This is a genomic window from Sneathiella sp. D3-11, assembly GCF_055809395.1.
Genome location: NZ_CM147911.1, coordinates 2,332,957 through 2,359,238, shown reverse-complemented (window position 1 = coordinate 2,359,238; position 26,282 = coordinate 2,332,957). Strand labels below are relative to the sequence as shown.

The window sequence follows — 26,282 nt, the reverse complement described above, 5'->3', positions numbered from 1 at the left end:
TTTTGGTAAGTATAAGGAATGAATACAGAATCCACAGAACCATCCCCCTTTATCTGCGGTCTCGACGCATCCCTGCGTATCATTGGCGGAAAGTGGAAGCCGTTGATCCTCTTTTTCCTCGGCCATGGACCAAAGCGGTACGGCGAGTTAAAGCGGGAAGTGCGCGGCGTCAGCCACAAGATGCTAATCCAGCAATTAAAGGAACTCGAGGCGCATGGTGTCGTTTTACGCACGGATTACAAAGAAGTCCCGCCACGTGTCGACTATACGTTGACGCCATTTGGCGAGAGCCTCATCGAAGCTATGGTCCCGCTGTGCGGCTGGGGCGAAAGAAACTCGGAGGTTATCGAGAAAGTGATCTCTAAACGGAAAGAAGGGGCGTCGTCCTAACGCATCTACTATGCGAGACATGTCAGGCCGCATCGGTATAGAGTGACAAAAAGAAAGTGGCGCACCGGGGAAGATTCGAACTCCCGACCCCTAGATTCGTAGTCTAGTGCTCTATCCAGCTGAGCTACCGGTGCTTATTTGCCAGCCTGTCTTTGACCGACAGCAAGGCGCGAATTGCATGTGGCGCCTGCCTGAGGATCGGGAAATTAATCAAAAGGGGGAGGCAATGCAAGCGATTAAACCAGATTTTCTTAAAAAGTTGTGTCGAAATCGCTTCTTGTCGCCACGCTTTTCATTAGATACTATCTGCCACTGATTTCCGGTTACAATAACCGCTCGGCATGGAACGGCGAAATTGCCCTCCCGCTACCGGGTTTTTGCGCGCACAGAAACTAAGAGTGTTTTACAACCATGGTACTCAACCTTACCCGTCCCGTTGCAGTCAGCGCCGTGTTACTCGTCGCGAGTTGCTCTTTTGTTGATGAAAAACTGCTACCGCCCCTGGCGGGCGATCCGGCGCCCACGAAATCGGGCCAGGAAGCCGTTGCCAGCGCAGAGAAGGCGGCAATGTCCGCAGATCCCACAGCGACACAAGCGGCCTTGGCATCTGCCTCTTCAGCCGGAGCTGCGCCCGCACCACAGGCTACCACAGCAAGCCGGTTCCAACTGCCGGAGGTCACCACAGCGCCAAGTACGGGCACTGTCGTTGGACAGCGGGTTGAAACGTTGCGTGACAGCCTCCGGGCTCTGCAGGCACGCGTCAACCAGAGCAGCGCCCAATTCGAGGCAATGGAAGCCTCGACCACCGCAACGTCGCAGCGCTATCACGGAACCATGGCCGCCATCAATGCACGCCTTCAGATCGGCACGACCAAGGGTAACCCGATCCTGATCAGCCAGTGGAATGAAGCCCAAAGCGACCTGGAAAAAATTGCGGCGGATGTTTCGGAGATGAACAACCTTGCGAATACAGTCGCAGGGGACGCGGGTGAGGTTGGTTTCTTGCTCGAATCGGTACAGTCCGCCTTTGAGCTTAGCGGCGCGATAGAAGAAGATCACCGCCAGTTGACGGTGTTGGAGGATGAAACAAGCCGGACTTCCGTCCTGACAAACCGTCTCCTTAACCAGCTCACCAATGATATTAACCGCCAGACAGCCTATGTGGGTACTGAGCGGATGAACCTCACCAACACGTCGATCGCAATCAAGAACGGTGGATTCTTGGGATCAAGCGCTGGCACGCGTAATTACCTTGAAACGGCCAAGGCGGCGGATACGACATCTGGGGAACGTCAGGCGTTGGTAATTATCCGCTTCGACCGGGACGATGTCGCCTATGAACAGGCTCTCTATGATGCGATCAGCCGCACCATGCAGGAACGGCCGCAATCTTCTTTCGATGTGGTCTCCATTGCACCGCTGAACAGCAATCTGGCTAACAATCAGGTGAAGTCAGTGCAAAATGCTGAACGGGTCCTTAGGTCTCTCATTGACATGGGCCTGCCTGCGTCGCGCGTTAAACTTGCCAGCACAGCGAATGCAAATGTTGCCTCTAACGAGGTACATGTATACGTCCGGTAAAATCTGACTATTACGGCAATAAAAAAAGCGACGGTAAATCCGTCGCTTTTTCTTTTCTAGAGCCGCCTCCGCGACCGAATATTCTTTATCCGAAGATCATGCCTTCGACATTCTCAACGAAAAAGGCAATGCCGACACCGGCGGCAACAGCACCAGCAATGCGTGGCTTTGCCGCTGCGGTCTCAGTAGCGTGCCAGACTTTTTCAGCAATAAATCCAGCGCCGATGGCAATTGAATATTGAATAGCCGCGAACCCGATGAGATAGGCAACAAGCGGCATATTTTCTGCACCAACAATTGCCTCACCATAGGCGCCGCCATGAAACAGGCCGGCAATAGCAAAGATCGCCATATGAAGGGCCGCAGGGATTTTCTTACCCGACACCACCAATGCGCCCAGAAGAATAACCGATCCGGTGATCACCAGTTCAGCGAAGGGAAGCGCCACTCCATTTGTGATCAGCAAACATCCGGCAATTGTTCCCAGAATAAAGGCAAGAGGCGCAATATATTTTCGTGTCAGAAAGACCGCTGCCAAGCCGACCAGAACCACGAAGGCCAAGTGATCGATCCCGATAATTGGGTGCCCAATGCCTGACAAAAGACCTTCCGTGAAATTACTAGGTGTCGCGCCACCCATTGGATGATGCGCAAAAGCCAGTGTTGGAACCATCAGTGCAGCAAGCACTGTCGTCGCCGCTATTCTATATCGCATGTCATTCTCCTGTTTTCGTCTCACCCGACGAATTGTCTTTACGTCCTGTCAGCGGCAGGTCTCCTGGCTTGCGCTATCACGGTGCTTTCTACCTTCCCAGAATGATCCAGTGGCATCTTTGAAAGCCCCTTCGCGCTAACAGTTGCGGGGGCAGCCATAGAATTGGACGCTAAACCGTCCTCACTATATTCCCTTTTAACTGACCGATAAAATCGATAGAACCGCCTTCGGCAAACTCTATCAACTGCCATCGATGATGACCAGCGGCAATTACTGCCAATTGAAATCTTTTGCAGGCAGAGAGCAGACTGAAATGATAGTTTCGACGAGATGTTATCGGGTATTTTTAGGTCTCACATCTCATATATTAAAATAATTCTAAAAACTACTTGCATAAATTTCTGAGCTGAATATATATGGCTCACGACAAGAATTTGCATACTGATGGAGTTAAAAAGATGAAAAATATGGAAGGACAGAAAGTCCCGAATGTCACCTTCAAGACACGTGACGGCGATAGCTGGTGCGATGTGACAACGGATGAGCTTTTCAAAGGCCAGAAAGTTGTCCTGTTTGCTCTTCCCGGAGCCTTTACACCAACATGCTCTTCGTCGCATCTCCCCCGATACAACGAGCTTGTTCCGACTCTCGAGAAAGCTGGCGTCGACAGAGTCATCTGTCTTTCGGTCAACGATACATTTGTCATGAACGAGTGGAAGAAAGACCAGAAAGCTGAGAACATTACCTTCCTCCCGGATGGGACAGGCGCTTTCTCCGAAGGCATGGGCATGCTTGTAAATAAGGATGATCTTGGCTTTGGTAACCGGAGCTGGCGCTATTCAATGCTGGTCAATGACGGCGTCATAGAAAAAATGTTCATTGAGCCTGATGTCGAAGGCGATCCGTTTGAAGTTTCAGATGCGGACACAATGCTCGAATATCTGAGCCCGAGCGCAGAGAAGCCAAAGGCGATTACGGTCTTTTCAAAGCCGGGCTGTGGCCATTGTACAAGGGCCAAAGCTGCATTGGAGAAAGCCGGTCTTGGATATGAGGAAATCATTCTCGGTAGCGATGCAACAATGCGCTCCCTGAGAGCCGTTTCTGGCGTCCTGACCACACCGCAGATTTTTATCGACGGCCAGAAAATCGGTGGTGCTGACGAGTTGGAAAACTATCTTGGCGCCGGCAAATCCGCCGCCGCATAAATTTCCAAATACCGCGAAGAAGGTTTCGTCAATTTTCCTTCTTCAAAAAAACCCGCTGGTGAGAGCCAGCGGGTTTTTTTACAGCGTTTGATAGACCTAAAGGACGTTAATCACTCCAGGACATCCGTGACGCATCGGTGACGAAGAATGGCAGATCGTTCCATACACCGTTCAGCCCATTGCGAACCACAACCACACGCGGCAACTGGAACATAAAGCCGTTTACGGCATCTTCAGCCAGAATCTTCTGCGCGGTCTGCAAAAGTTCTGTGCGTTCAGCTGGTGAAGCTGCAGATTCAGCTGCGGCAACCACTTCGTTGAACTTCGGATTATTATAATTGAAGTAGTAGTTTTCACGAGCGTAAATGCCAATATCCATTGGTTCTACATGCGAGACAATTGACAGGTCATAGTTTTTCTTTTTGTAGACTTCATCAAGCCATTTCGGCCAGTCAACATTCTCAATTTTGATTTTGAAGCCGGCTTTTTCAAGCTGTGCTGCAACAATCTGTCCACCTTTACGGGCGTAGTCATCCACTGGCGGTAGCTTCAATGAAAGCTCCAATCCGTCCGGATATCCTGCCTCGGCAAGAAGCTGCTTGGATTTTTCAGGGTCAAATGGATAAGTTCCAGTCAGATCGAGATAATCCGGATGATGTGGTGCGAAATGCGTTCCGATTGGCGTTCCAAAACCAAACATCGCACCATCAATCAGTTCCTGACGATTGATCGCATGTGCGATTGCCTGACGGACTTTCAACTTTGAAAGTGCTTCATCCGCATTGTTGGTGCTGAGAATGGTTTCACCGTTTGTGTTTCCGACCACAACATTGAAATCGTCCTTCAGGGCGTCACTGCCGATCAGCTCCTTCGGGATATCCGCAACATCCACATCGCCAGCGAGCAGCGCAGCAAGACGCGCCGGACCATCACTGATAAAGCGGATCGTGACATTCTTGATCGCAACGTCGTCTTTGGCACGATAGGTATCAGCCGCCGTCAGCTTCAGGCTATCGCCTTTCGTCCAACTTGCAACTTTATACGGACCCGTGCCAACCGGATTGGTTGCGTTGGTCGCATCCGATGCCGGATCGACAATCACGGCTGTAGATTCGCTCAACTGCTCAAGTAGGGCCGGGCGGCGCTCTTTAAGCTTGATAACCACAGTATTAGCATCTGGCGTCTCAATGCTTTCCATATTGGCAAAGCGATCTTTACGCTTATTTTGGCTGTCTTCAGCGGCGTTGGCCTCAAACGTGTATTTAACGTCGGAGCTGTCGAAATCCGCACCGTCGTGGAATTTCGCTCCCTCGACCAACTTAAAGGTATAGGTAAGGCCGTCATCACTGATGGTCCAACTTTCCGCAAGAGCCGGATGGATCATGCTTTTTTCATCCATGCGGGTCAGGCCCTCATAGACATTATAAAGTGTGGTAAGCGAAATCGCTGCGGCTGCGCCAGTTCTCGGGTCAAGCCCAGGCGGCTCCAACCGCTGGGCGAAAGTAACAGTGTCATTCGCTGCCTGAGCCGATAGCGGCGCCAACACGGCACCAGCAAGGGCGGCGGCAATAAGTATTCTCTTCATAGACTTCTCTCCCTTGTATAAAACCTCAATATTTAGGACATATATCCCGGCAATCCGCCTAAACTTCTGGCGTTATAAACAGCCCGGGCAATGGATCTTGCGACACAATCGGCAGCCATTGTGCCGATCTTCGCCACACCGAATGGTCTTGGGCCTGATAACTCTTCTTTTTCCGTCGATATTGCAAAAATACTATCGCCGTCAAAGGGGGTATGTACAGGCCTAATTGCACGCGCAAGGCCATCATGGGCCATGATGGCGACTCGCTTGGCTTCTGATTTTGTTAGGGCAATATTCGTTGCGACAACACCAATAGTTGTATTTTCGGCAAGGCGCGACTCGGTCGGCATATCCAATGATATATCCCCGGCAAGATCGGGTGACCCCATGCCACCAAATTCCGATTTCTGCTCGAACGGCCAAGCCCAAAAATGACGCGTTCCGGGCATAACAACACTGCCGACCGGGTTTACAGCGAAAATCGCCCCGACCTGCACACCGTCCTCACTGATCAGAGAGGCGCTCCCCAATCCGCCTTTCATCTTACCGGCGGCGGCGCCGTACCCTGCGCCAATATTGCCAAGAGGAAAATCATCCGTCACATTTTCCACGGCTTCCATTCCGAGTTGACGATAGGGAGGCATATCCCCCCAATCCTTACTACCGGCATTGGCCAGATCGAATAAAATAGCCGACGGAACAATCGGGACACGAATGCCTCTCACATCGAAGCCGCGCCCTTGTTTCGCGAGCGCCATAACGGCACCGGCCGCCGCCTCCAGTCCGAAGACAGATCCACCGCTTAGAACGATACCTTCCACCCGTTCCACCAGACAGTCAGGGTTAAGCGCCTCAGTTTCACGGGTCCCGGGGCCGCCGCCACGGACATCGACCCCGGCAACCGCAGGCGTATCAGGTATAATCGCCGTGACACCCGTCATTGCCCGTGCATCTTCGGCATTGCCAATTTTTACGCCATCAACATCTGTTATAAGATTTTTGGTGCCAGGTTTGTTCATGATATTTATCTTTTGCTTTTGTTTCCGTAACGTTAGCCTTGGCCAAACAATCGGTCAACTTATCTTCGCGGCCGCAAAAATTTCTAACAAGGAGTTCTTTTTCATGACCGCCCTTTCCCTGTTCCAGATGTCTCCGTGTTGCCGAATGCTGACGTTTGCGTTGTTTTGCGTGGTACTCTCCTCACCAACTCGGGCAGAAACCGGCAATAAATTCATGATAGCCGCTGCCAACCCGCTCGCAGCTGAAGCCGGACGGGATATGCTCGCGCGCGGCGGTAGTGCGGTCGATGCGGCGATTGCCACTCAGATGGTGCTGACCCTAGTAGAGCCACAATCCTCCGGCATCGGCGGCGGCGCGTTTTTACTCCATTTCAATGGCGAAACAAAGGAGCTTGAAACTTATGACGGGCGGGAGACTGCGCCCGCCGCTGTGACAGAAACACATTTCCTGAAAACAGACGGTACCCGCAAGAAATTTTATGAGGCGGTCGTCGGAGGCGGATCAGTTGGCGTTCCCGGGGTTGTCGCCATGCTGGCAAAAGCACATAAGGAATATGGGATCCTGCCCTGGAAGGACCTGTTCGACCCGGCGATCAAGCTGGCAGATGAAGGCTTTCTTATTTCCCCACGTCTTCATTACCTGCTCGACCGGGATAAATACCTGAAAACCAAGGCTGCAGCTGCCACTTACTTCTATAACGCCGACGGGACTGCGAAACCCGAAGGCACCCGCCTCAAAAATCCCGCCCTTGCAGCAACTTTAAAAAAAATCGCCAGGGGCGGAGCGGAGGCATTTTATCGCGGTGATATAGCGAAAGCGATTGTCGAGACAGTCCGCAGCGATAACCAGAATCCAGGTCTGCTCACACTCGACGATATGGCAAATTATCAGGCGATAAAAAGAAAGCCGGTTTGTGCGCCTTATCGCCTGCATCATGTATGTGGCATGGGGCCGCCAACGTCCGGCGGAATTACGCTGTTACAAGCTTTGCGCGTCCTTGAGACATGGGATATGCCCACAATCAGCCCGAGTAGCGCTGAGGCAATCGATCTTATCGCGCAAGCAAGCGCCCTTGCCTTCGCCGATCGCGGGAAATATCTTGGCGATGGAGACTTTATCGATATACCGATCAAGGGGTTACTGGGCGAGGAATATGTTGAAAATAGGGTCAAGCTAGTCAAACCCGGCGAATCACCTTTGCCCTTTTCTGCGGGTAACCCGGTTGAGAAACAAGGCTCCCTCGGCTTGGATAACGCGATCGAACTTCCCTCCACCAGCCATTTCAGCATTATGGATAGCGCGGGCAATGCCGTCTCCATGACCACATCCGTTGAGAATGTGTTCGGTTCCCGCCTCATGACCAACGGGTTCATTCTCAATAACCAGCTGACCGATTTTTCCTTCTACCCCGCCACGGAAGACGGACCCGTCGCCAACCGGATTGAGCCCAACAAACGGCCGCGCAGTTCCATGTCCCCAACAATGGTGTTCGACAGGGACGGAAATCTGCAGATGGTTATTGGGTCTCCCGGCGGTAGCCGGATTATCGGCTATGTCCTGAAAACAATTGTTGCCTCACTCGACTGGAATATGGACATGCAGTCGGCTATCGCGTTGCCTCATTTCATAAACCGGAATGGCTCTCTCGACATTGAAGCAGACACGCCCCTTGAAGACCTCCAATCTGAGCTGGAAGCCATGGGCCACGACGTCAAAGTCCGCGCTCTCAACAGCGGGCTTCATGGCATCCGGATTACGAATAGTGGTCTTGAAGGCGGCGCAGACCCGCGGCGCGAAGGCGTTGTGCTTACCGGTGATGCGCATTAATTAGTCTTCGGGCAATTGTACGACAATAAAGAGACGGGAAAATGGATACAGGGTCGAATCATCCTGACTGACAGGATAGGAATCCAGAAGCATTTCGGCATACTGGCTTTCGAACAACTCTGCTTCTTCTGTGCCCAGAGCCGCGAGGAATGGTCGAAGCGCGGTGCCCCTTGTCCATTCCAGAACGGCGTCCTTACCTTTCAGGACCTGAAAGTAGGTAGTCTCCCAGATATTGACTTTTTCTGCCAGTGGCGACAATAGATCGAAATACCAGTTGATGTTGTGTACCGGTGCGGGCCGAACCAGATGCCCCAGCCTGTCGATCCATTCCGGGGACTGGGCGAGATCATACAAATTCTGATGAGACGGGGCGGAAAAGTTATTCGGCATCTGCACGGCCAGCACACCACCTGGGCGCAGTTGCTTCAGAAGGTTGGGAAATAGATTTTCATGATCGTCCAGCCAGTGAAGTGCCGCATTGCTGAAGATCAGATTACCCTTGCTGGTCGGGGAAAATCGACCGATGTCCGTGAGCTTCCATTCGATGGACGGGTGATCGCGACGTGCCTTGGCGAGCATTTCCTCGGAACTGTCGATGCCGGTAATAATCGACTCATTCCAATGTTGCGAGAGGAGCGCCGTGACATTTCCCGTACCACAACCAAGATCATAGATAACGGAAGGTGAAATAAGCGGCACCTGCGACAACAGATCCAGCGCTGGACGCAGCCGATGATCGGAGAAAAGAGTATATTGTTCCGGGTTCCATGCCATCTCCGCGTTGCCTCCTTGTTGTCAATTATCTATAAGGTAGCAATTTTATGCGGCAAATACAGCGGCGTTTCGAGAAAAAATCAACGCGGCTAGTCAGCAGAGACCGTATCTGCCTTTGCGGCTTGCAAACGTTCGAATTCTTCAACGGAGATATTTTCCACGCCACCGGACACCAGTGCCGGTACTTTACGCACCCTAAGCGACTTTTCCGTTACATAGGGGTTTTCTTCGCGGTAGCAATTAACACTGCCGAGCGTTTTATAACAGTAAAGTGGCGGCTGGACGAATGTCTCTTTCTTGCTTGGGCAGAAGTCATCCCCAGAAGAAAGATTGGTGAAAGAACAGGAATCGCCAAAGATGCCGGCGACATTTTTGTCGACCGTTTTGAAAATATCACTGGAACAACCGCTTATCGTGACGGCAGCCCCAATTAACCCCATTATTGTCATAGCCCGCATAGTCGTCATGCAGAATACCTATCATCCGAACAAACTGGCCCAAGTTTACCCGGCCAGCCTATCGAAGGAGCGTTTACATTGCGTTAATCAGGTATTTCGATGCAAAAAATTGTGCCCGAGCTACCGGTCCGCTCAAGCGTGACCTCTCCACCATGAGCAACAATTAGCTCGCGCGCGATGGAAAGGCCGAGCCCTGTGCCGCCTGCACGCGCGGAACCAGAGAAGGGTTCGAACAAATGCTCCCTCGCCTTTGCATGCAAGCCCGGTCCAGAATCGCATATTCGGATCAAGGTCCGCGAACCCGCGCGCAAGGCGTGGATATCAATGGTGCCATCCCCCTCCATCGCTTGCACCGCATTCCGGCAGAGATTGAGCAGGATCCGATAGAACTGGTCGCGATCAGCGTTCAACATTAACCCCGCCGGAATTTTATTCCGCCAAGTAATGCCATTATTTTCCCGCAGCCCCACAGATGTTTTTACCTCATTCACCAGTGGCTCCAAAAGGAACCGCTCTTTTTTTGGCTCCTGCTCATCGGCCCGGCCGTACTTTAAAGTCTGCGTACAAAGATCTATCGCCCGATCAATACTTGTCATCAACCGGGGAACCACCTTCTGCACTTTCGGGTCCTTCACCTCGGACAGACTGTCACTGACAATCTGGGAGGTGGAGAGGATGTTTCGAAGGTCATGGCTAATCTTGGTGACGGCTGTACCAAGCGCGACAAGATGTTGCTTCTGCTTCAGGGCCGCCCGAAGGCGCGTCTGCATGATTTCAAGTTCGTGCTCGGCAACACCGATTTCATCGCGCCGACCGGAGGGGACAACGGCAGTACTGATATCTTCCGGTGCGCGGCGAAAGGCGATCATACTTTCGCTTAAACGTCGCATCGGTCGCACCATAAGCCAATGAAGCGTCAAATAGACAAGGATTGCCGTCAGGGTCGAGATAATCAGGGACAACCAGAAAATATTCCATGCATAATCATACATGGCATCTATCAGGGGAGCCTCGTCAATAACCACTTCTAGCATGGAATTTGGCTCGTTCTCGATCGGGCTGATAATCCGGATTATCCGCCCCGGCCCGACCATCAGGCTCATAAACGCATGCTCGATCAGGGTAAATGGGCTTTGGTGGGCGAGATCGAATTCCGCATCGATGGCGGGCGGCATATTCTCACTCAGGATCAGGAGCCGCGAATTCGCGCCATGCAGCACAACACTTCGGGCGCCGACACGGAACAGTAATTCCTCCCGCAGTTCCTCAGACACCATATTATCTGGCGACGCCAGCAGTGAAAGGGTTGCGAGATGGGCAAAGTCTGTTTTCTTGACGAGGTAGTTCAGCCGAAAAAAGGCGATGGACGGCACGAAAATCAAAACTTCTGCCAGCATGACAAAAACAAGCGTCAAGATCAGCAGCCGCGCGGAGAGACTGCGGAAGGGCGCAACTATTTTTCGCAATAAAGCCATTCTTCAGAATAGATCAAAAAGTGGGCCGGTATCAACTTAATGATACCGGCCGATCCGATGCAAACGCTTAAATACTCGAAATACTTCTGTTCCTGCGCATTAGCTCTTTTTGGCAGCGCATGGATTAGCCTTGCAGGGGTTACAAGGATTACAGGTCTTTTTCGCAGCGCAAGGGTTGCACGGGTTACAAGCTTTCTTTGCGGCGCAAGGGTTACAGGGATTGCAGGCCTTCTTAGCGGCGCAGGCGTTACACGCTTTTTTCGGTGCACAGCCGGCCATTGCAGTTGGCATTGCCGCAGTTGCAGCCATAGAGGCGATCGCGGCGGCGGTTAATACTTCCTTGAACATAAGTCTCTCCTGTTAATTTCTGATATCCCGTCAAGCAATTATTGCTTAACGGAACAATGCCTCTTTTGAGGCTGGATTCCGAATCAACTGCGATAACGAACGCGTTATCGAAAAGGCTATCCAAAGAAAGAGAGAAACTTCACCACCGCGCGGGTGCGAGAACTGAAAAGGCTGGGTGTATAGTAGCTACCCGCTGCCCGTTTGCTGATTTCACCGAGTGTGGGATAAGGCGCTATATAGCTCGCCATTGTCCCAATTTTGAGCTTCCCGGTGATCGCGACGCCCCAGGGATGAATCAACTCGCCCGCATGTGGGCCAACGATACCTGCACCCAATATACGCCCTTTATCAGTGGTAATCGCCTTGATCATACCGTCCGTTTGCCGTTCCGCCCTTGCCCGATCGATATCAGCAAAAGGAAAGGAGAGGACTTTTATCTTATCCCCGTATTGTTCGCGCGCAGCATCTTCACTCAGGCCGACATTGGCTAGCTCCGGATCGGTAAAGGTGACCCAGGGCACAGCACTGTAATCGACCTTTGCAGGAAGACGGAAGAGCGCGTTTCGAATAAAGATTCCGGCGTGATACCCGGCTATGTGAGTGAACTGATAGCTACCGGCGGCATCGCCAATGGCATAGATCTTCTTATTTGTACTGCGCAGGCGAGAATCAACAGTTACACCTTTGGGGGAGTATTCCACACCTGCTGCCTCAAGATTAAGGCCTTCAACATTTGCCTTGCGCCCGGCGGCGACAAGCAAATGCGATCCGACCAGCACTTCCGCCGATGAGTCTTCACCCAGTGAGACCTGATAGGCACCGCCCGCATCTTTTTTTACGTCGGATATTTTTACTCCTTCACGAATATCGACCCCTTCCTCCCGGAGGGTTTTAAGGACGACAGCGCTTAAACCAGGATCATCCCGGCCGAATGCCTTGAACGCCTCTAGCACCGTTACTTTCGACCCGAGCCGGGCGTGAGCCTGCGCCATTTCAAGGCCGATCGGCCCGCCACCAATAACGATCAGGTGATCAGGTTGCACACGATTTTCAAAAATCGTTTCATTAGTCAGATATCCGGCGTCTTCCATGCCCGGGATGGGTGGGGCCGTCGCGCTCGATCCTGTTGCAATCACAAAACGGCGGGCAGTTACCCGCGTATCGCCAACTTCGAGTTCATTTTCTGAAACAAAACGGCCATAGCCCTGAATCACCTCAACGCCCAGCTCTTCGAAACGCTCAACCGAATCATGGGGTGCGATAGACCCAATAACCTCCTGTACATGATCCATGACTTTCGGAAAATCAACGCTTGGCGCCTGTCCTGTTATACCGAAGTCGCTGGCATTCTTCAGGCACGACGCCTTTTTTGCCGCAGCGATCAGCGCCTTTGACGGGACACAGCCGTAGTTCAGGCAATCGCCGCCCATCTTGCTCCCTTCGATAAGAACTGTTTTCGCCCCCATCTGGCTCGCGCCTGCTGCAACAGAAAGACCGCCAGAACCGCCGCCAATCACACAAATATCTGTCTTGACCTGCTTTGCCATAAGGAATGCTCCTACGCTTTATTTCGGAATTTCTTCAGGACGATCGGCAAAAGAGCAATGACACCAAGCGCAAAGAATGAAAATAGTATCTCCGTCGTCACAAGGGACGTAATCTGGAAATCCAGCACGCAACCGCTCTGCCCACTATCCATGCAAGCCTGATACTTGGCTTGCTGTTCACGAATAATACTGTCGAGCCCCCCGCCAAGAAAGGCAAAGACAAAGGTTCCCGGAACGATGCCGATAAATGTCCCAATGATGTAGGTGCTGAGTTTCACCCCCAAAAACGCTGGCGCGATATTGACGAGCCAAAACGGAAATAACGGAACCAAACGCAGGAACAACAAATAGCTGAGTGCGTTTTCTGCAAACCCGTCTTCGAGCTTTTTCAGTTTCGGACCCGCTTTCTTGCGAAGAGGTTCACCAAGGGAAGTTGCCGCGATCAGGAACAGGAGTGTCGCACCGAAGGTCGCCGCAAAAACTGTCATGAATCCCGCAGCAACCCATCCGAAGAGAAACCCGCCGGTTACTGTCATCAGTAAGCCGCCCGGTAGCGAGAATGCAACAACGACAATGTAGAGCCCCATATAGAGAAGCGCAGCCAGCAGGAAATTTGCCGATACAAAATCAATCAAGCGGTCGCGATTATCGCTGAGCGCCCGGAACGTCAGATAATCATCAAGGCCCAGAATAAAAAATGTACCAATGGCCACCGCAATGAGCAGCAACGGCAACATTTTCTTGAGAGAGAAGCCATTCCCGCCGTCACCGTTTTGATCCGTGGCCTTACCCATGGCTGATTCGCCCCCTGCCCGCGCTACCGGCATCTGTTTGTCGAAACCTAACATAAATCCCTCCTTCGGGACAAAATTTAGCGTACACCGGCAATTCCTTTAAAATAACAAACGGTCCGCCTTGAAACTTATCGAAACTTATGGTTCCTCGATAGTTTCGAAAGGCCCTTTCACCCAAAAGTGAGCCGAATTGAACCGCCCCGCCCTGCAAAGCTGCAAAATTTATCTCCCGCATTGACTTAACCGGGGAGAAACCTTATACAGCGGGGCTTGTTTTCCCTTCGCGCAGATCGCGCGGATGATCGACGGAGAAGTCTCTTGAAACGTACATATCAACCGAGCAAACTTGTGCGCGCTCGCCGCCATGGATTCCGTGCCCGCCGGGCAACGGTCGGCGGACGCCGCGTTCTTGCTAATCGCCGCACTAAAGGCCGTAAGAGCCTTTCAGCCTAATCCCATGCCGATAGGCGTTGAACGGCTAAAAAAACGCGCGGAATTCCTCCGTGTTGCGTCCGTTCGCCGCAAATGGGCTGCACCGGGGATGGTGCTTCAGGCCGCCCGTGACCCAAGCCCCCAAAAGGCCGACGTCGCGCGCGTGGGCTTTACTGTGACCAAAAAAGTTGGCAACGCGGTCGTCCGGAATCGTATTAAACGCCGCCTTCGCGCTGTCGCACGGGAGATTATTCCAAATCACGCTGAGGCGGGATGGGATTTTGTTCTGATTGGCCGGGCCAAAACAACAGATCGGCAGTTTGATGAACTGAAGTCAGACCTGCGCACAGCAATTGGCAAGGTCGGCGCGGACACATCACATCGGCGGAGCAAATCATGATCGGAAAGATTCTCTCCGTGGCTCTCATCCTGCCAATACGGTTTTACCGCTATTTCATTTCGCCTATGTTGCCAACAAGCTGCCGCTATTCTCCCAGTTGCTCTTCCTACGCGATGGAAGCGTTGTTAGTGCATGGCCCCTTGACGGGTGGCTGGCTGACCCTGCGGCGACTGGCGCGGTGCCATCCGTTCGGCGGAGAGGGATACGATCCGGTACCACATAAACATGGAAAATGTCATCATGGCGCAACGGACCTCTCGGGTCGCGCCCGCATTGAATAAAACGTAAGGGCTGTAAAAATAATGTCGGATCAGAAAAACCTGGTCATTGCGATCGTTCTTTGTTTCCTGATTATTTTCGGGTTCCAATATTTCGTTGAAGGCCCGCAGATGGAGCAGGCCGAGCAGCAGCAAACTGAAACCTCAACGGCCAACGGCGATACCCCGTCCCAAATTCCGTCTGCTGCGGTTGATGGCGCAAGTGCGCCAAGCATACAAGGGGCTTCAGGTCAGAGCGGCATGACTCGGGCGCAAAGCCTTCAAAAAGCTGACCGGATTAAAATCAATACGCCCGCGCTTCATGGCTCCGTTTCCCTGACCGGTGCGCGCCTTGACGACCTTACTCTCATCGACTATCGCGAAACAGTTAGCCCGACGAGCCCTGAAATCAAGCTCTTGTCACCGGCCGGCAGCCCGCATCCTTATTATGCGGAGTTTGGTTGGAGCCCCGCGCCTGGCGCGAATATCAAGCTTCCCGGCGCACAAACGGTTTGGACAACGGAAAACACAGAACTTACCCCGGAAAGTCCATTAGCACTGACCTGGGATAATGGCGAAGGCATAGTATTTCACCGGACCATTTCGGTTGACAACAACTATATGTTCGCGATTGAACAGATGGTTGAGAATAATACCGGTGCGCCCGTCACGCTCTATCCCTATGGCCTGATTTCCCGTCATGGCACGCCCGAGACAACCAACTTCTATATTCTCCACGAAGGTCCAATCGGCGTTCTTAATGAAACGCTGGAAGAAATCGACTATGACGACCTTCAAGAAGGAAATAACGAAAGCTTTTCCTCCGTTGGCGGCTGGCTCGGAATTACCGATAAGTTCTGGCTGACAGCACTGGTTCCCAATCAGGAAACCAATATCAAGGCCCGCTTTTCCTATGCCGCGCAGGGCCAGAGATACCAGACGGACTTTCTAAATCAAGAAGGTATCAATGTCCCGAACGGCGAAACAGTCGGCCTGACCAATCATTTGTTCGCAGGTGCCAAGGTCGTTTCGGTTCTCGATACCTATGAGGAAGAATATAAGATCGACCGCTTCGATCTTGCGATCGACTGGGGCTGGTTCTACTTCCTGACCAAGCCGATATATTTTGCGCTTGAATTCCTCAATGGCTGGATTGGTAACCTCGGCCTCGCCATTATGGCTTTGACGGTCATCATCAAAATCATCCTGCTGCCGCTTGCCCACAAATCATATGTATCAATGAGCAAGATGAAACGCCTGCAGCCGGAGATGGTGAAGCTTCGCGAGAAATATGGCGAAGACAAACAAAAACTCAATCAGGAAATGATGGCGCTGTATAAGCGGGAAAAAGCAAACCCTGCCGCCGGGTGCTTGCCTATTGTGCTGCAGATCCCGATATTCTTTGCGCTCTATAAAGTGCTGTTCGTGACCCTGTTGATGCGGCATCAGCCTTTTTACGGCTATATCAAGGATCTGGCGGCACCAGATCCTACGACCATCTTCAACCTCTTTGGGTTGATCCCTTGGGATCCGCCGCAGTTCCTGATGATTGGTTTTCTCCCGCTCCTGATGGGTCTCAGCATGTTCTTACAACAGAGGCTTAACCCGCAACCAGCTGATCCGGTGCAGGCGAAGATCTTCTTGTTCATGCCGATCTTCTTCACCTATCTGTTGGCAAGTTTCCCCGCTGGCCTGGTGATTTACTGGACATGGAACAACATTCTCAGCATGGCTCAGCAGTGGTTCATCATGAAGCGGATGGGGGTCTCCGTTTCTGGCACAGGCGGAAAAAGCTGACGAACGGAGATGTCATGACCGATGCAACAGACCCCCGCGACGAGAATGAAGCAAGACGTATAGAAGCGGGGCGTTTGCTCTTTGCGAAGGAATGCCAGTTCGTCGCGGGCGCTGCGACGGAGGAAATGCTGCCGGAGCTGGACCTGACAGAGGTCGCCTTCGCTGGTCGGTCAAATGTCGGAAAATCCAGCCTGATTAACGCGCTGACTAACCGCAACACGCTTGCCCGGACGTCCAACACACCAGGGCGCACGCAGCAAATCAATTTCTTCAATTTAGGCGACCAGATTCATCTTGTCGATTTGCCGGGCCATGGTTATGCCAAGGCATCGAAACAAAAAATCAGTATTTGGACGGACCTTGTAAACAGTTATCTCAAGGGGCGTTCCACCTTGCGGCGGGGTCTCTTGCTGATTGATGCGCGCCATGGGCTGAAGGTGACCGATCGGGAGGTCATGGACATGCTAGACGTTGCCGCAGTCAGCTATCAGATCATTCTCACAAAGGTTGACAAGAGCAATCAAAGTGACGTGAAATCGATCACAAAAAAAATTGAGGCAGAGCTTGCCAAGCGGCCAGCTGCCCATCCGGAGATCATGCTCACAAGTTCTGTCAAAGGAACCGGGATAGAGACCCTCCGGGCGGAAATTGCTTCATTGGCAGAAGAGGCTGGATGATAGAAATGAGTGATAAACCCCTGTCAGTCGAGGAGCAACTTGCCAAGGCCCGGACACTGTCCGAAGCCCTGCCCTATATGCACCGGTTCAGCGGTCAGACTTTCGTTATCAAGTATGGTGGTCACGCCATGGGAGATGAGCAGCTTTCTCATTATTTTGCACGGGATGTCGCCCTGATGAAGCAGGTCGGCATTAACCCGGTGATCGTCCATGGCGGCGGCCCGCAAATCGGGAGCATGCTGGAACGGCTGAAAATCCAGAGTTCTTTCATTGACGGTCTTAGGGTCACCGACAAAGAAACAGTGGAAATCGCTGAAATGGTCCTGTCCGGATCATTGAACAAAAAGATTGTTACCTCAATTAACTCTGCTGGCGGTCTCGCTATCGGTCTTTCGGGCAAGGACGGTAACCTGATCGAGGCCCAGAAGCTGAACCGCACCAAGCGCGATCCGGACAGCAATATCGAACGGATACTTGATCTTGGTTTCGTCGGTGAGCCACGGCGTATAAACCCGGAAATTCTTGAAAGCTTTGAGGAAAACAACCTCATTCCAGTGATTGCCCCCATCGGGGTCGGATCAAACGGCCAGACCTATAATATCAATGCCGATACGGCCGCAGGCCATATCGCAGCCGCGATCGGTGCGACGAAGCTCATCATGATGACTGATGTTGAGGGGGTTCTGGACAAGAACAAAAAGCTGATCAATCGGTTAAGTCCGGATGAAGTGCGGAAGTTGCAGAAAGATGGCACCATCGTTGGCGGCATGATCCCGAAACTAGAAACCTGTCTTTTCGCGCTTGAAGAAGGAGTGGAGGCCGCAACTATACTTGATGGCCGTATCCCGCATGTCCTGCTGTTGGAAACCTTCACCGAGCATGGCGTCGGGACAATGATTACCGAAGCAACCACTTGAGCTACGCGCTACCCCTCATAGAAGGATAGTTGCCATTCCATTTCCTTATCCGTAAAGGGAAATTCAATTCCATTCCGGGCATTGACAATATCGCCGCGCGGTACATGCGCAATGGCCGTCTGGATTTTAAAGGCAAGGCGCATGGAAAGGCCCGCTTTCCAGCAAAGCGAGGTCACAACCTTGCCGTTGCGGGACGCCAGCATGGCGCTAACTTTCTTTGAACTATATTTACCAAGCAGGGAAAGAGACGCCACAACGAACTCCTGATCTTTGAGATCAACTGCGTCAGCAATGGCCTCTTCATCAAGCCGACTTTCCGCAAACATCTTTTCTGCACGGGTCTTTCCCCCGCCTTCGCCTGTAGGCATAAATTCACGGGTTTGCTCAATACGGTCCCTGACGATGCTTTTAAGTTCTTTCTCCGTAGCGGGAGGAAGGTTGTTCCGGTGGACCAGTTTTTCAACGAGGGAGGAGGCGACAAAACCAGATATTCGACGCATCGCCCGGAGCGATAGGTTTAGCCGCATAACCAGATGCTCGTGAAGCGGCTCGACGCTCTCCGCCTGATCCATGATCTGATCGAGAGTGTCTTCACGTATTTTCGCTGACGGATTAGCGAGCAGCGAGGAGATTGCAGGCACCTCTAGTTGCGCGACAACGGCATCAGAAACATCTTCACTGAGATCTGGTCTGCGGGCAACGGCAGGAAGCGCGCCTGCAGCGATTCCGCTCGCCATAATTTCCAAAAGGTCATTGTCGGAGAGTAAAGGGGAATATTCTAGGATCGGGCTAGCGACGATTTCTTCAACGTCTTTCGCGAGGTTCAGTATAATATTCTTTGGCGCCTCGACACTTTCCTTCAAGGTTTCCGAAATAATCACCCGAACAGCTGTTACCTGATCTTTGGCGAGAATTTCCAGAACCTCGATCGTTTTTTCAAGAATGATTGCCGTTTGTTCGCCCGAGAGATCCGGCAGGAGACGGCAGATTTTTCGCGCCAGATCCATCCGTACTTCTTCATCCTCATCCTGCGCAAGAATGAGGTTGGCTTTGACCGGCGTACATGGATTAAGGGCAAGGTTCTTTCGAACTTTGCCAGACGAATCATCTGTAAGGTAATAGAGGATTTCCGGCTCAGCATCTTCATATGCGGCAAGATCAGCCCGTACGGCAACATCCGTACTCAAGGCCCGGGCCTTATTGTCCTCATAGGAGGATCCGGTCTTTTTCAAATTCGATTGCCCACTCACACCAGTACCACTCGCCGGTTTACCAATAGTCGCTTCATAGACGGATACAATAGGGTTTTAAGCTTAATAGGCTCTTAAAAAGGGACCCTTTTTTTAAAAGCTACGCCTATTTTTCGCCCGCCTACAATTAGTTCTTGTCGTGACCATGGATGACGCGGCAAAGTCTGATCCATGACAGAAAATCCTCGCTGGAAAAGTTTTGACCATATCGATTGCTGGATATTCGATCTGGATAACACGCTCTATCCATCAAAATCGAACCTGTTCGCGAAAATTGATAAGAAAATGGGAGAGTTTATTTCAGATTTTCTTAAAGTGGATCTTATCGAGGCAAAGAATGTTCAGAAAAAGTATTTTCACGAACATGGGACAACCCTGAGTGGGCTGATGCAGAATTATGATATAAATCCTGCCGATTTCCTCGATTATGTGCATGATATCGATGTCTCTGATCTTTTAGCAGCACCGGAATTGAGCGATGCTCTGGAACAATTACCGGGTCGCAAAATTATCTTCACCAACGGATCGCACTATCACGCAACCAACGTATCAACCCAACTCGGGATCGATCATCATTTTGATCATATCTTCGATATCGTTGCCGCTGATTTCAAACCCAAACCGCATAAGCCTGTGTATGAGAAACTGGTACGGGAATTTGATATTAATCCCGAAAAAGCTGTTCTTTTCGAGGATATGGCCGTCAATCTGGCGCCCGCGCATGAAATGGGAATGACGACCGTCTGGATTCCAAATGAAGAACATTGGTCGAGTCATGGTGCCGAAGGACCGCATATTCATTATCAAACAGACGATCTCCCTCGATGGCTGAGCGACCTGCTAACGGATCGCCCACAAATTACATAAAACCTGCCGCGCAGATTGACATCTGCCGGTGGCGGGGTATGTTCTCGCGAACATAGATTTACCAGACTTCAGGGACAAACCACTATGACATTAGCCGAATTGCAGCCGGTTGTTGAGGCCGCTTGGGAAAGCCGGGACAATATTTCGACCACAACAACGGGCGAAGTCCGCGATGCCGTTGAGGCAACGTTGAATGCTCTCGACAGCGGAGAGCTCCGTGTCGCCGAAAAAGGAAGTGATGGCTGGGTTGTCAATCAATGGGCCAAGAAAGCGGTCCTGCTCTCCTTCCGCCTCAACGACATGGAAATGATTGCTGGTGGCCCAGGCAACAATTCAAACTGGTGGGACAAGGTGCCGAGCAAGTTTGAAGGTTGGGGAGAAAACCGCTTTCGCGAAGCCGGTTTCCGTGCCGTACCAAACTGTATCGTTCGCAGAAGCGCCTATATTGCCCCCGGCGCCATCCTGATGCCGAGCTTTGTCAATCTTGGTGCCTATGTCGATAGCGGCACGATGGTAGATACTTGGGTGACGGTCGGTTCCTGCGCCCAGATCGGCAAGAATGTACATCTGTCTGGCGGCGTCGGAATTGGCGGCGTACTTGAACCTTTGCAGGCTGATCCGGTTATCATCGAAGATAACTGCTTCATCGGCGCCCGCTCCGAGATTGTGGAGGGTGTTATTGTTGAGGAAGGCTCAGTCCTTTCCATGGGCGTCTTTATCAGCGCCTCCACCAAGATCATCAACCGCGATACCGGCGAGATCCATATCGGTCGCGTACCTGCCTATTCCGTCGTTGTCCCGGGCAGCCTTCCCGGCAAACCGCTTCCGGATGGAACCCCGGGTCCGAGCCTCTATTGCGCCGTCATCGTCAAGACAGTGGACGCGCAGACCCGCTCCAAAACATCGATCAATGATTTGTTGAGAGACTGATAAAACCAACCGGCGGAGATATATCTCCGCCGGTTCTCTTATCGGCGCAAATTTTCGCGATAGATCATATAAAGTCCACTGCCGGCAATTATAACAACGCCGATCCAAACGTTAAGCGCCGGAAAATCAGCAAAAACGAAATATCCCAGTAAAACCGCCCAAAGAAGCGCCGTATATTCAAATGGTGTAATCACGCCAACCTCACCAATGGCGAATGACCTTACAAGACAGATATTCCCCGCGAGCGACAACAACGCCATCAACACCACAAGGCCCAGATCGTCCATCGGCATAGGCTGCCAGGCGAAAATTGACGCAATTCCGGAAGCAACCAAAAGACCGAGATTGCTATAGAAAATAATCGTGAACGTCGTCTCGGTACGGCTCAAAACCCGCCCGGTCAGCATGACGCCGCAATAACAGAGACTCGCGGCGAGCACCATAAAGGCCTCCGGCTTCAGCAGACCGGACGTGGGTTGCAGGACGAACAAGACACCCGCGAAACCAACGAAGATCGCGCTCCAGCGGTGGATACCGACCTTTTCTTTGAACAGCGGCACCGAAAGCGCCGTCATTACAAATGGCGAAATAAAGAAGATGACCGTCGCATCGGCAAGCGGAAGTTCTTTCAATGACTGAAAAAACAGAAGTGGCGCGAAGATGCCAAAAGCAATCCGAAGGGCATGGCCACGGATTTGCCGAGTTTTAATCATATGGGATTCCCCGCGCGCGGCTGCCCAAATCAGCAGAAGCGGCAAAAGAATAGCGCCGCGGATCGCCAGCATTTGAACGACTGAATAGTTCGCCTCAACCAAAAGCTTCGCGACCGCATCCATAGACGTCATAAAAAGCATACCAACGACGATGAATATAATTCCGCGGATATTTCCCGATTCTGTAAGTGAGGTGAGAGACATAGTACGACTTTCTTATTTAAGCGGAGCAGTCTTATCCTGTGCCCGTAGAAACTGCAATGACAGTGATAGAATTATTTACTACATCCACCTTCCCCATTGACCGAACGGCCCACCGAACGGTAAAGGTCATTCATGGATAAGAACTTGCAAATATCGGAAGTCATCGCCCTTACTCAGGCGTTGTTGCGATGCCCGAGTGTTACACCGGAAGATGCCGGCGCCCTTGACGTGCTTCAGAAGAGTCTGGAAGAAATTGGCTTTGTCTGCCACCGGCTCACCTTTGGCGAAGAGGGCACACCAGATGTGGAAAACCTTTACGCACGTTTTGGCACAGAAGCACCGAATTTGTGTTTTGCCGGTCATACGGACGTCGTGCCCATTGGCAATGCAGAAGCCTGGAGTGTCGATCCCTTCAATGGCACTATTAAGGACGGAGTGATTATTGGCCGTGGCGCTGCCGACATGAAAGCAGCGGTTGCGGCCTTCGCCACAGCCTCAAACCGGCTAATCAATGAAACCGGTGGTAAGTTTGCAGGTTCCCTAAGCCTTTTGATTACCGGCGATGAAGAAGGCCCCGCCATCAACGGCACCCGCAAAGTCCTCGACTGGATGGTTGAAAATGGCGAAAAGATAGACCATTGCATCGTTGGCGAACCAACAAATCCCCATGAGCTTGGGGATATGGTCAAGATCGGCAGGCGCGGCTCCTTCACCGGCTATCTCAATGTAATCGGAACGGAAGGGCATATTGCCTATCCTCACCTTGCCGATAATCCCGTGCCACATCTCGCGGCAATGGTCGTGGCCCTAGACGAGTTGGTTCTTGATAACGGGACGGAGCATTTTCAGCCAAGCAATCTGGAATTCACAACGGTTGATGTCGGTAACCCGGCGACAAATGTCATCCCTAAGTCGGCACACGGTACGTTCAACATCCGGTTCAATACACATCATAGTCTCGACTCACTTGAACAAACAATTATTAAGGTGCTTGATCGCGTCGCCAAGGAGCGTCACTGCCAATATGAGCTCGATATCCGAAAAAACTCGTCACCCTTCCTCACACCGGAAGGGGAATTCAGTGCGCTTATTGTTGAGGCAATCGAAAAACGTCTAGGCCGAAAGCCCGAGCTTTCAACCACCGGCGGCACGTCAGATGCCCGCTTTATCAAGGATCACTGCCCTGTTGTGGAATTCGGCCTGATCAGCCAGACCATGCATAAAATAGACGAACGGGCCGATGTGGCAGATGTCGAGGCACTGACCGATATCTATGCGGATATTCTAAGAAGTTATTTTGCGAAAGACAGATGACCAGTATTCGGGAAATCGTCAATTCACTTTTTGGCGTCTATCTTCTCGCGCGGCGGGATCCCCACGCACTCGCCTATTTCAATATGTCGATGGAAGGATTTTATCGCTCATTCCTGGCGATGATCCTCGCGTTACCTCTGTTCGCAATTGAAAATTCGATCGACTACCGGAAAGTTCCAACAGATACGTCGATTGTTCCGTTCTTGCTCTACCTCTGCCTCGCCTTACTGATTAGTTGGGGCGCATATCTGGCAATTGTCGCCGTGCTCGCGCGCTATATGGGCTTCTCGGATCGCTATAGCATTTTTGTCGTCGTATACAATTGGATGCAATTCGGGATCATCCTTGTCTGGTTCCCAATCTCCATTATCGCAACGGGGATATTTCCAGAAAATATTGCCGCTACGATGACTCTGCTTTTCATTGCTGCGACATATGCCCTTCTCTGGTACATGTTGAAAGTTACACTCAACCTGACAGGAATGACAGCGGTCGGCTTGGCTTTTTTAGAGTTTTTGATCGTGATATTGGTGCAGTCAATTTTTCTAGAGTGGATTTTTACCGTGCCGGCCTAATCATAGTCTACCTGCGTCAAATATAGGCCGTAAGGCGGCGCATTTGGACCTGCGCGCTGACGGTCTTTTGCCTCCAGCGCATCCGTCAAATCTTCCTTTGTCCATTGATCTGTCCCAATAAGGGAGAGGCTACCGACCATTGATCGGACCTGATTATGCAGGAAGGAAATAGCCGAGGCCCGGATTTGTATTTCCTCTCCTTTACGACACACGGAAAGCTTTTCAAGTGTCCGGACTGGCGAACTCGCCTGACAGGCGGCGGCGCGAAAACTGGTAAAATCATGACGGCCGATCAAAATCTGTGCCGCTTCATTCATCGCATCTGCATCAAGCTCTCGTTTAACAAGCCACGCAAGACCAGCATCCACGGTCAAGGGGGCTCGACGATTGATGATCCTGTAAAGATAATGCCGCTTCTTCGCAGAAAAGCGCGCGCTGAAGTCTTCGTTTACTTCTTCGCAGTCGAGAACCGCAATCGGCGCCGGCTTCAGATGCTGGTTCAGCGCGTTCATGACGACCTGTGGTTCTCTGTTCCTGGCAAGTTCAAAATTCGCGACCTGCCCGAGAGCATGAACCCCGGCGTCCGTACGACCCGCGCCCTGAATACGCACATCTTCCCCGCAAAAATCGAATATGGCCTCCTCAATATGCTGCTGAACAGAGGGGCCATTATTCTGACGCTGCCAGCCCACGAGATCGCGCCCATCATATTCAATTTTTATGCGATAACAGGGCATCAGCCCAACACCTCGCCTTTTGCGATAGGTCGACCATTGAGGAAGGCCGCGGCATTCATTGCGCTTTTACCGGCGGGTTGCAGGGTGATGAGCCTCAATGCTCCCTCTCCGCAAGCAATTGTCAACTGATCATCCAGCGCTTCGCCGGGTGCGCCGTCTCCGTCTACCGGCATCGCTGACAACAGCTTGATCCGCTGCCCTTGATATTCAAAATACGCGCCCGGTGCCGGGTTCAGGCCGCGAATATGACGATCAAGTTCGATGGCGCTACGGCCCCAGTCGATCTCGGCCTCGGATTTTGAAATTTTCTCGGCGTAAGTAATGCCGTCGGCCGCCTGCGGCGTTGCAACAACATCCGGACTTCCAAGCTTCCCCAAGGTCCCAAGCATCAAAGTCCCCCCAACATCGGCAAGCGCATCATGAAGAACGCCCGCCGTCGTCTCAGCTGTGATTGGCACCCGTGCTTCGCTCAAAACCGGGCCTGTGTCCAACCCTGCCTCCATTTGCATAACAGCAATACCGGTTTCTTCATCCCCCGCCATGATCGCCCGCTGGATCGGGGCGGCCCCGCGCCAGCGCGGAAGCAAAGACGCATGCAAATTAAGGCATCCGTACTTCGGTGCATCAAGAATTGCCTGAGGCAGAATGAGCCCATAGGCAACGACAATGGCAGCGTCGAGATTTAGCTCTGCAAACTCTGCCTGAACTTCCGGTGATTTTAGGGAGGCTGGCGTGCGGACCGGTAAACCCTCTGCCTCCGCCAGCTGATGGACGGCAGATGGCATCAGTTTCTTTCCCCGGCCCGCCCGGCGCGGGGGCTGAGAATAAACGCACACCACCTCATGCGGTGAGCCAATCAACGCTCTCAGGATATGGGCGGAGAACTCCGGCGTTCCCATAAAGGCAAGTCGCAATCCCGCCATAATGGCTCCTTTAGCTCGCCAGTTTTTTCAGTTTAAGCAATTTTCTCAAGATCATGTTGCGTTTGAGGGCAGAAATATGATCGAGGAACAGGATTCCATCCAAATGATCCATTTCATGCTGAACACAGGTAGCCAGCAAACCTTCCGCCCGCAATGTCTGTTGCTTTCCATCTACATCCAGATAGCTGATCTCTACTTCGGCGGGGCGTACCACATCGGCATAGTGCTCCGGCACGGACAGGCAGCCTTCTTCGTAGGTGACATCATGATCCGAAACCCAGGTGATTTCCGGATTGATCAGCGCGATCGGTTGCGGGTCCTCATTCTCGTTTCCTTTGCCGACTACATCCATAACCAGCAGGCGCTTTTGCACACCAACCTGTATTGCCGCCAAGCCAATTCCGGGCGCGGCATACATGGTATCGAACATATCATCGACCAGCTTGCGAATTTCCGCATCCACCTTTTCCACTGGTTGGGAGATAGTTTTCAAAAGCGGGTCCGGCGCTGTATATATGGGCAAAAGGGCCATGGTGTTCCGTTGTTGTTCGCGTTACGATATATCCAAAG

28 protein-coding genes, 1 tRNA gene and 1 riboswitch are annotated in these 26,282 nt (G+C 52.0%); of the genes, 15 read left to right on the top strand and 14 right to left on the bottom strand.

Features of this window, described 5'->3' with window-relative positions; genetic code table 11:
- Positions 1–18 precede the first annotated feature (18 nt).
- Entirely contained in the window at positions 19–390 is a 372-nt protein-coding gene (locus AC0L73_RS12050) for a winged helix-turn-helix transcriptional regulator (RefSeq protein ID WP_227947975.1), read from the top strand.
- Positions 391–447: 57 nt separating this feature from the next.
- On the opposite strand, the gene AC0L73_RS12045 is transcribed toward AC0L73_RS12050, so the two are convergent.
- Positions 448–524: transfer RNA gene (locus AC0L73_RS12045), tRNA-Arg, on the bottom strand.
- Positions 525–801: 277 nt separating this feature from the next.
- Between AC0L73_RS12045 and AC0L73_RS12040 the strand changes: the two genes are divergently transcribed.
- Entirely contained in the window at positions 802–1,971 is a 1,170-nt protein-coding gene (locus AC0L73_RS12040; protein WP_227947976.1) for a hypothetical protein, read from the top strand.
- An 85-nt stretch (positions 1,972–2,056) separates the two neighbouring features.
- On the opposite strand, the gene AC0L73_RS12035 is transcribed toward AC0L73_RS12040, so the two are convergent.
- The gene (locus AC0L73_RS12035) at positions 2,057–2,686 is read right to left on the bottom strand and encodes a HupE/UreJ family protein (protein WP_473653839.1); all 630 of its coding nucleotides are present in this window, start codon (positions 2,684–2,686) and stop codon (positions 2,057–2,059) included.
- Positions 2,687–2,722: 36 nt separating this feature from the next.
- A riboswitch (cobalamin riboswitch) is annotated at positions 2,723–2,927 on the bottom strand.
- Between the two features lie 217 nt (positions 2,928–3,144).
- Here AC0L73_RS12035 and AC0L73_RS12030 point away from each other — a divergent pair.
- Positions 3,145–3,891 carry a glutathione peroxidase gene (locus AC0L73_RS12030; RefSeq protein WP_227947978.1) on the top strand — a complete coding sequence of 249 codons (747 nt, stop codon included), beginning with the start codon at positions 3,145–3,147 and terminating at the stop codon, positions 3,889–3,891.
- Between the two features lie 106 nt (positions 3,892–3,997).
- On the opposite strand, the gene AC0L73_RS12025 is transcribed toward AC0L73_RS12030, so the two are convergent.
- A complete protein-coding gene (locus AC0L73_RS12025; RefSeq protein WP_227947979.1) occupies positions 3,998–5,476 on the bottom strand; it encodes an ABC transporter substrate-binding protein in 1,479 nt (492 codons plus the stop codon).
- Positions 5,477–5,508: 32 nt separating this feature from the next.
- On the bottom strand, positions 5,509–6,495 hold the full coding sequence (locus AC0L73_RS12020) for a P1 family peptidase (protein ID WP_227947980.1): 987 nt from the start codon (positions 6,493–6,495) through the stop codon (positions 5,509–5,511).
- Between the two features lie 103 nt (positions 6,496–6,598).
- Between AC0L73_RS12020 and ggt the strand changes: the two genes are divergently transcribed.
- Positions 6,599–8,323: a gamma-glutamyltransferase gene (ggt, locus tag AC0L73_RS12015; protein ID WP_227947981.1), complete on the top strand. Its 1,725-nt coding sequence runs from the start codon at positions 6,599–6,601 to the stop codon at positions 8,321–8,323.
- Here ggt and AC0L73_RS12010 read toward each other — a convergent pair whose 3' ends face one another.
- From AC0L73_RS12010 to AC0L73_RS12000, 3 genes are all read right to left on the bottom strand, one after another.
- Positions 8,324–9,097, bottom strand: a complete 774-nt coding sequence (locus AC0L73_RS12010) for a methyltransferase domain-containing protein (protein ID WP_227947982.1) — start codon at positions 9,095–9,097, stop codon at positions 8,324–8,326. It lies immediately after the preceding gene.
- Between the two features lie 89 nt (positions 9,098–9,186).
- Positions 9,187–9,564: a hypothetical protein gene (locus tag AC0L73_RS12005; RefSeq protein ID WP_227947983.1), complete on the bottom strand. Its 378-nt coding sequence runs from the start codon at positions 9,562–9,564 to the stop codon at positions 9,187–9,189.
- Between the two features lie 74 nt (positions 9,565–9,638).
- Positions 9,639–11,030: a sensor histidine kinase gene (locus AC0L73_RS12000; RefSeq protein WP_473653838.1), complete on the bottom strand. Its 1,392-nt coding sequence runs from the start codon at positions 11,028–11,030 to the stop codon at positions 9,639–9,641.
- A gap of 130 nt (positions 11,031–11,160) precedes the next feature.
- Here AC0L73_RS12000 and AC0L73_RS11995 point away from each other — a divergent pair, with 130 nt between their 5' ends.
- Positions 11,161–11,394: a hypothetical protein gene (locus AC0L73_RS11995; RefSeq protein WP_227947985.1), complete on the top strand. Its 234-nt coding sequence runs from the start codon at positions 11,161–11,163 to the stop codon at positions 11,392–11,394.
- A 100-nt stretch (positions 11,395–11,494) separates the two neighbouring features.
- Here the strand turns inward: AC0L73_RS11995 and AC0L73_RS11990 are convergent, their stop codons facing one another.
- Positions 11,495–12,925, bottom strand: a complete 1,431-nt coding sequence (locus AC0L73_RS11990; RefSeq protein ID WP_473653837.1) for a dihydrolipoyl dehydrogenase family protein — start codon at positions 12,923–12,925, stop codon at positions 11,495–11,497.
- An 11-nt stretch (positions 12,926–12,936) separates the two neighbouring features.
- Positions 12,937–13,773 (bottom strand): TVP38/TMEM64 family protein, encoded by an 837-nt coding sequence (locus AC0L73_RS11985; protein ID WP_227947987.1) that lies wholly within the window; start codon positions 13,771–13,773, stop codon positions 12,937–12,939.
- Between the two features lie 264 nt (positions 13,774–14,037).
- Here AC0L73_RS11985 and rpmH point away from each other — a divergent pair, with 264 nt between their 5' ends.
- The 6 genes from rpmH to argB are packed head-to-tail and all read left to right on the top strand — an operon-like array spanning position 14,038 to position 18,199.
- The gene (rpmH, locus tag AC0L73_RS11980) at positions 14,038–14,172 is read left to right on the top strand and encodes a 50S ribosomal protein L34 (RefSeq protein ID WP_227947988.1); all 135 of its coding nucleotides are present in this window, start codon (positions 14,038–14,040) and stop codon (positions 14,170–14,172) included.
- A gap of 4 nt (positions 14,173–14,176) precedes the next feature.
- A complete protein-coding gene (gene rnpA / locus AC0L73_RS11975) occupies positions 14,177–14,551 on the top strand; it encodes a ribonuclease P protein component (protein WP_227947989.1) in 375 nt (124 codons plus the stop codon).
- On the top strand, positions 14,548–14,832 hold the full coding sequence (gene yidD / locus AC0L73_RS11970; protein WP_227947990.1) for a membrane protein insertion efficiency factor YidD: 285 nt from the start codon (positions 14,548–14,550) through the stop codon (positions 14,830–14,832). The genes rnpA and yidD overlap by 4 nt, the downstream gene beginning before the upstream one ends.
- A gap of 21 nt (positions 14,833–14,853) precedes the next feature.
- Positions 14,854–16,605: a membrane protein insertase YidC gene (gene yidC, locus AC0L73_RS11965; protein ID WP_473653836.1), complete on the top strand. Its 1,752-nt coding sequence runs from the start codon at positions 14,854–14,856 to the stop codon at positions 16,603–16,605.
- Between the two features lie 14 nt (positions 16,606–16,619).
- The gene (gene yihA, locus AC0L73_RS11960; protein ID WP_473653835.1) at positions 16,620–17,282 is read left to right on the top strand and encodes a ribosome biogenesis GTP-binding protein YihA/YsxC; all 663 of its coding nucleotides are present in this window, start codon (positions 16,620–16,622) and stop codon (positions 17,280–17,282) included.
- A gap of 5 nt (positions 17,283–17,287) precedes the next feature.
- On the top strand, positions 17,288–18,199 hold the full coding sequence (gene argB, locus AC0L73_RS11955) for an acetylglutamate kinase (RefSeq protein ID WP_227947993.1): 912 nt from the start codon (positions 17,288–17,290) through the stop codon (positions 18,197–18,199).
- 8 nt (positions 18,200–18,207) lie between these two features.
- Here the strand turns inward: argB and AC0L73_RS11950 are convergent, their stop codons facing one another.
- Entirely contained in the window at positions 18,208–19,431 is a 1,224-nt protein-coding gene (locus AC0L73_RS11950) for a DUF2336 domain-containing protein (RefSeq protein ID WP_227947994.1), read from the bottom strand.
- A gap of 189 nt (positions 19,432–19,620) precedes the next feature.
- Here AC0L73_RS11950 and AC0L73_RS11945 point away from each other — a divergent pair, with 189 nt between their 5' ends.
- Entirely contained in the window at positions 19,621–20,316 is a 696-nt protein-coding gene (locus tag AC0L73_RS11945; protein ID WP_227947995.1) for a pyrimidine 5'-nucleotidase, read from the top strand.
- 84 nt (positions 20,317–20,400) lie between these two features.
- A complete protein-coding gene (gene dapD / locus AC0L73_RS11940) occupies positions 20,401–21,246 on the top strand; it encodes a 2,3,4,5-tetrahydropyridine-2,6-dicarboxylate N-succinyltransferase (protein ID WP_227947996.1) in 846 nt (281 codons plus the stop codon).
- Between the two features lie 38 nt (positions 21,247–21,284).
- On the opposite strand, the gene AC0L73_RS11935 is transcribed toward dapD, so the two are convergent.
- Positions 21,285–22,163, bottom strand: a complete 879-nt coding sequence (locus AC0L73_RS11935) for a DMT family transporter (protein WP_227947997.1) — start codon at positions 22,161–22,163, stop codon at positions 21,285–21,287.
- Between the two features lie 132 nt (positions 22,164–22,295).
- On the opposite strand from AC0L73_RS11935, the gene dapE reads away from it, so the two are divergent.
- A complete protein-coding gene (gene dapE / locus AC0L73_RS11930; RefSeq protein ID WP_227947998.1) occupies positions 22,296–23,477 on the top strand; it encodes a succinyl-diaminopimelate desuccinylase in 1,182 nt (393 codons plus the stop codon).
- Positions 23,474–24,052 (top strand): hypothetical protein, encoded by a 579-nt coding sequence (locus AC0L73_RS11925; RefSeq protein ID WP_473653834.1) that lies wholly within the window; start codon positions 23,474–23,476, stop codon positions 24,050–24,052. Before dapE ends, AC0L73_RS11925 begins: the two co-directional genes overlap by 4 nt.
- Here AC0L73_RS11925 and truA read toward each other — a convergent pair.
- The 3 genes from truA to def are packed head-to-tail and all read right to left on the bottom strand — an operon-like array spanning position 24,049 to position 26,244.
- Positions 24,049–24,789, bottom strand: coding sequence for a tRNA pseudouridine(38-40) synthase TruA (gene truA / locus AC0L73_RS11920; RefSeq protein ID WP_227948000.1), 741 nt, complete (start codon positions 24,787–24,789; stop codon positions 24,049–24,051). The genes AC0L73_RS11925 and truA overlap by 4 nt on opposite strands.
- On the bottom strand, positions 24,789–25,703 hold the full coding sequence (fmt, locus tag AC0L73_RS11915) for a methionyl-tRNA formyltransferase (protein WP_415776487.1): 915 nt from the start codon (positions 25,701–25,703) through the stop codon (positions 24,789–24,791). Before fmt ends, truA begins: the two co-directional genes overlap by 1 nt.
- Positions 25,704–25,722: 19 nt before the next feature.
- The gene (def, locus tag AC0L73_RS11910; protein WP_227948002.1) at positions 25,723–26,244 is read right to left on the bottom strand and encodes a peptide deformylase; all 522 of its coding nucleotides are present in this window, start codon (positions 26,242–26,244) and stop codon (positions 25,723–25,725) included.
- Positions 26,245–26,282: the final 38 nt, after the last annotated feature.

What these genes read in the sequence shown, in the direction of transcription:
- AC0L73_RS12050 (WP_227947975.1), top strand. Translation starts at nt 19, where the DNA reads ATGAATACAGAATCCACAGAACCATCCCCCTTTATCTGCGGTCTCGAC.
- AC0L73_RS12040 (WP_227947976.1), top strand. Translation starts at nt 802, where the DNA reads ATGGTACTCAACCTTACCCGTCCCGTTGCAGTCAGCGCCGTGTTACTC.
- AC0L73_RS12035 (WP_473653839.1), bottom strand. Translation starts at nt 2,686, where the DNA reads ATGCGATATAGAATAGCGGCGACGACAGTGCTTGCTGCACTGATGGTT.
- AC0L73_RS12030 (WP_227947978.1), top strand. Translation starts at nt 3,145, where the DNA reads ATGAAAAATATGGAAGGACAGAAAGTCCCGAATGTCACCTTCAAGACA.
- AC0L73_RS12025 (WP_227947979.1), bottom strand. Translation starts at nt 5,476, where the DNA reads ATGAAGAGAATACTTATTGCCGCCGCCCTTGCTGGTGCCGTGTTGGCG.
- AC0L73_RS12020 (WP_227947980.1), bottom strand. Translation starts at nt 6,495, where the DNA reads ATGAACAAACCTGGCACCAAAAATCTTATAACAGATGTTGATGGCGTA.
- ggt (WP_227947981.1), top strand. Translation starts at nt 6,599, where the DNA reads ATGACCGCCCTTTCCCTGTTCCAGATGTCTCCGTGTTGCCGAATGCTG.
- AC0L73_RS12010 (WP_227947982.1), bottom strand. Translation starts at nt 9,097, where the DNA reads ATGGCATGGAACCCGGAACAATATACTCTTTTCTCCGATCATCGGCTG.
- AC0L73_RS12005 (WP_227947983.1), bottom strand. Translation starts at nt 9,564, where the DNA reads ATGACGACTATGCGGGCTATGACAATAATGGGGTTAATTGGGGCTGCC.
- AC0L73_RS12000 (WP_473653838.1), bottom strand. Translation starts at nt 11,030, where the DNA reads ATGGCTTTATTGCGAAAAATAGTTGCGCCCTTCCGCAGTCTCTCCGCG.
- AC0L73_RS11990 (WP_473653837.1), bottom strand. Translation starts at nt 12,925, where the DNA reads ATGGCAAAGCAGGTCAAGACAGATATTTGTGTGATTGGCGGCGGTTCT.
- AC0L73_RS11985 (WP_227947987.1), bottom strand. Translation starts at nt 13,773, where the DNA reads ATGTTAGGTTTCGACAAACAGATGCCGGTAGCGCGGGCAGGGGGCGAA.
- rnpA (WP_227947989.1), top strand. Translation starts at nt 14,177, where the DNA reads ATGCCGATAGGCGTTGAACGGCTAAAAAAACGCGCGGAATTCCTCCGT.
- yidD (WP_227947990.1), top strand. Translation starts at nt 14,548, where the DNA reads ATGATCGGAAAGATTCTCTCCGTGGCTCTCATCCTGCCAATACGGTTT.
- yidC (WP_473653836.1), top strand. Translation starts at nt 14,854, where the DNA reads ATGTCGGATCAGAAAAACCTGGTCATTGCGATCGTTCTTTGTTTCCTG.
- yihA (WP_473653835.1), top strand. Translation starts at nt 16,620, where the DNA reads ATGACCGATGCAACAGACCCCCGCGACGAGAATGAAGCAAGACGTATA.
- argB (WP_227947993.1), top strand. Translation starts at nt 17,288, where the DNA reads ATGAGTGATAAACCCCTGTCAGTCGAGGAGCAACTTGCCAAGGCCCGG.
- AC0L73_RS11945 (WP_227947995.1), top strand. Translation starts at nt 19,621, where the DNA reads ATGACAGAAAATCCTCGCTGGAAAAGTTTTGACCATATCGATTGCTGG.
- dapD (WP_227947996.1), top strand. Translation starts at nt 20,401, where the DNA reads ATGACATTAGCCGAATTGCAGCCGGTTGTTGAGGCCGCTTGGGAAAGC.
- AC0L73_RS11935 (WP_227947997.1), bottom strand. Translation starts at nt 22,163, where the DNA reads ATGTCTCTCACCTCACTTACAGAATCGGGAAATATCCGCGGAATTATA.
- dapE (WP_227947998.1), top strand. Translation starts at nt 22,296, where the DNA reads ATGGATAAGAACTTGCAAATATCGGAAGTCATCGCCCTTACTCAGGCG.
- AC0L73_RS11925 (WP_473653834.1), top strand. Translation starts at nt 23,474, where the DNA reads ATGACCAGTATTCGGGAAATCGTCAATTCACTTTTTGGCGTCTATCTT.
- truA (WP_227948000.1), bottom strand. Translation starts at nt 24,789, where the DNA reads ATGCCCTGTTATCGCATAAAAATTGAATATGATGGGCGCGATCTCGTG.
- def (WP_227948002.1), bottom strand. Translation starts at nt 26,244, where the DNA reads ATGGCCCTTTTGCCCATATATACAGCGCCGGACCCGCTTTTGAAAACT.